Genomic DNA, 2,983 nt, shown 5'->3' on the forward strand with positions numbered 1-2,983 from the left:
CCGTTGCGGGGGAAGACGCCGGGCGGGCCGCCGGGGGAGTCGCCGCGGCGGGAGGGGGGGGGCCGGTAGTCGCGGCGGCCGTCCGCCGCGGCTATCGCGTCGGCGGGGGTGGGCAGGCCGGTCAGCGGAGCGGGCCCGTCCGGGGTCCAGTGGTGGACGGTGTCGCGGCCCGGCGCGTAGACGTGGACCCGGCCGTCGGGGCCGAGGACCGCGGTGAGGCCGTCCTGGACGGGGCCGCCGCCGAGGTCCTTCCAGGGCGACCAGGCGCCGGAGGTGTCGCGGACGCGGGTGCTGACGCCCTGTCCGGCGTTGCGGACGAAGAGGTGGACGCGGCCGTCGCGGGCGGTGACGGCCACGGGGACGCCGATGCGCCGGGCGGGTTCCAGGGCCACGATCTCCCGTACGTCGGGCCCGCCCAGGCCTTCGAGCTCGGCCAGGCGCAGGCCGAACAGCAGGTGGCGGTCGCCCGGGAGCGGGGCGCTGCCGAGCACCGGGGCGAGCGGGCCGCCGCCGAGGTCGACCGGGGCCGCGAAGCCGCCGCCCGGCTTCTCGTCGTAGCGGACCGCGCGCAGGCCGAGGACGCCGTACGCGGTGGCCCGGCCGCCGGCGCCGCGCACCAGGGTGAGGCGCGGGCCCGGGTAGCGGTGGTGGGTGGCGCGGACCCAGCCCTTGCGGTTGGTCAGGGGGCGGTCGCCGCCGACGTTGTAGTCGCCGCAGCCGGCCGGGTTGCCGCAGGACCAGTCGGGGGCCGCGCCGTACGGGACGAGGTGGGCGGCCTTCTGGTCGAGCAGGCGCGGCGGGAGGTTCTTCGGCCAGTGGTGGTTGTAGTAGCCGCGGTAGGCGGTGACGACGAACGGGGGCGGGCCGCCCGGCGCGGTCCGGGCCCAGCGGATCAGCGCTGCCCAGGTGAAGGAGGCGACGGCGGTGTGGTCGGCGTGGTCGGAGTAGCCGGGCTGCTCGCTGTCGCGGATGCGGGTGAGCCGGTCGCTGACCTGGATGTCGGGGTCCGGGTCGAGGGTGTGCACGACGGTCGGCCGATAGCGCCGGAACAGTTCCGCGAGGACGGTGACGACGGAGTCGTGGGTGTACGTCTGGACGGCCCGCAGCGGGGAGCCCTCGGGAACGAGGGTGCGCAGGAGCAGGCCCGGGTCGCGCCAGAGGGACGGGGCGCCCATGTGGCCCGCCGCGGTGTGCATGGCGAGGTTCAGGTGGACCAGCTCGACGCGGCGGCCCCCGTGTTCGAGGACGTCGAGCTCGGCGCGGAAGCCGCTGGGCAGGCGCAGGACGCGCTGGTCCCAGGGGGTGAAGAGGGGGAGGCCGAGCTGGGTCGCGTAGGACTGGCGCAGGCCCTGGTGGCGGGCGGCGGAGTAGGCGGCCTTGTCGGGGGCGGGGTCGCGGTCGGTCGCCGTCTTGTTCCGGCCGTCGGCCTCGCCGGCGGTGACGTAGACGCAGACGAGCGGGGTGCCGGCGGCGAGGGCCTGCTGGGTGTCCGGGTTCATGAAGTACAGGTCGTCGTCGGGGTGGGCGAGGACCTGGAGCAGCAGGGCGCGGTCCGCCTGCGCGGCGGGGCGGCCGGAGGCGGGGGAGGGGACGGAGGCGCGGGGCGGGGGCACGGTCGCGCGGGGTGCGCAGGCGGCGAGGGCGGTGGTGGCGGCAACGGCGGAGGTGCCGAGCAGGAGTCCGCGCCGGGTCAGGGAACGGGCGGCGGAGGGGGCGGGATCGGCGCCGGGGGGCGATGCAGGCGCGGGTGCGGGGCCGGGCCGGGGCGCCGGAAGATTGGGCATAGGGCGCATTTCGGGCCGTGAAGGGCGCGGTATCGCAGGTCTCTTCCGCACGGTGGCGCTCACTCCGTCCGCTGCGAGGCGGCGCGGCGGTGTCGGTGGAGCGCGCCTCTGTTCAGGTTGGTTCACCTGGGTAGAGGCTCGGCAGGGGGCGCGGGTTCCATGCGCATACATGTTCCGTTCACCCGGACGGGCGGCGGCGGGGGCCGACACGGACGGCCCAGTGCCCGGATGCCGTGAGCGGGGCGGGCTGCGAGGATCGGTGGGTCCGCGCCGTGCGTCACGCGCGGGGCCGCCGGGACGGTGGTGCGCGGACGTCTCGATGTGGGGGGTGGACCCGAGCGCCGGAGCCAGAGAGTTCCCCGGTGCCCCAGCCCGAAAGGCCTGCCATGCACTCTGCATCCGTGAAGCGGAACAACCGCCTCGCCCGAGGGCGTGCCGTCGGCGTCCTGTGCGCCGTCGCCGCGTCGCTGTCCTTGCTGAGCGCCTGTTCGTCGGACGACGGGGACGACACCTCTTCGGGTACGAAGCAGGCGGACCGCGCGGCCGAGCAGGCGGCTGCGACCGCTTCCGCGTCTGCCTCGCCGCGGCTGAGCGAGGATCAGGCCGAGCGCAAGAAGCTGATCACCGCGACGAAGGTCGACTGGGACAAGGCGGCCATGACCGCCGAGAAGGAGGTCTCCGGCGGCAAGCTCCTGGAGATCGAACTCGGCGACGACGACCAGGGGAATCCGGAGTGGGACGCGGAGGTCGTCGCGTCGGACGGTACGAGCACCGACGTACGGATCGACGGCGTCAGCGGCAAGGTCACGAAGTCCGAGAAGGACAAGGACCAGGACGCGGGTGACAAGAAGGAGAACACCGACAAGCTCGCGGCGGCCGAGATCACGTCGATGAAGGCGGCCGAGACGGCCACGGACCGGAAGAAGGGCACGGTCACGTCGGTCGGCCTCGACGACTCCGACGGCGGGCCGACGGTCTGGGCGGTGGACGTGGTCACGCCGGCGACGTGGGTCAAGACGACCTTCGACATCGACGCCGGCAACGGCAAGGTGCTGCACGAGAACATCGACCGGGACTGAGCGGTCGAAGAGCGGGGCCGGGTCCCGGGGCCCCCCGGGCGGGCCGGCGGGGCCGTCGCCCGCGCCCGCGCCCCCGATGCGGGGGGGGTCGCGGGCGGGGGGCCACGCGGGCGGCGCGGG

At 75.6% G+C, this 2,983-nt stretch carries 2 protein-coding genes; one reads left to right on the plus strand and one right to left on the minus strand.

From position 1 onward, the window contains the following. Window positions 1-1,784 (minus strand): PIG-L family deacetylase (locus tag ACFW9D_RS19130; protein ID WP_384623307.1); only part of this gene is annotated, 1,784 nt, incomplete at its 3' end. A gap of 401 nt (window positions 1,785-2,185) precedes the next feature. On the opposite strand from ACFW9D_RS19130, the gene ACFW9D_RS19135 reads away from it, so the two are divergent. Further along, window positions 2,186-2,863: a PepSY domain-containing protein gene (locus ACFW9D_RS19135; RefSeq protein ID WP_384623309.1), complete on the plus strand. Its 678-nt coding sequence runs from the start codon at window positions 2,186-2,188 to the stop codon at window positions 2,861-2,863. Window positions 2,864-2,983: the final 120 nt, after the last annotated feature.

Origin of the sequence: Streptomyces sp. NPDC059524 (assembly GCF_042749255.1) — a bacterium.
Classification (GTDB): domain Bacteria; phylum Actinomycetota; class Actinomycetes; order Streptomycetales; family Streptomycetaceae; genus Streptomyces; species Streptomyces xanthii.